The following is a 337-nucleotide window of genomic DNA, read 5'->3' as shown; positions in this document are numbered from 1 at the left end:
GTGTAGTCCATATAATGCGCGGGTTCGTCGTCCATCAGCCGGTAATAGGCGGCATTGTCGATGCCACGGAAACCGATGGTCGGCCCGAAATGGTTCCCCTCCGCGGTGTGGTTGTACACCACATCCAGGATCACTTCGATGCCCTCGGAGTGCAATGCCCGCACCATTGCCTTGAATTCGGTGACCGCCGCGCCGGCCCGGCCGCCCGCCGCGTACTCGTGATGCGGTGCCAGATACCCGAAGCTGTTGTAACCCCAGTAGTTACGCAAGCCCTGGTCGAGCAGGATGCGGTCGTGCAGGAACTGGTGTACCGGCATCAGTTCGATCGCGGTGACCC

Annotated in this window: 1 protein-coding gene; it reads right to left on the bottom strand. The window is 61.4% G+C overall.

Annotation, left to right across the window (positions count from 1 at the left end; all coding sequences use genetic code 11):
* Window positions 1-337, bottom strand: a 337-nt coding sequence (locus GV790_RS29375; protein ID WP_256673608.1) for an alpha-amylase family glycosyl hydrolase, incomplete at both ends; no start/stop codon positions are given.

Source organism: Nocardia cyriacigeorgica, from assembly GCF_010858045.1.
GTDB lineage: Bacteria > Actinomycetota > Actinomycetes > Mycobacteriales > Mycobacteriaceae > Nocardia > Nocardia cyriacigeorgica_E.
This window is presented reverse-complemented; position numbering and strand designations above follow the sequence as displayed.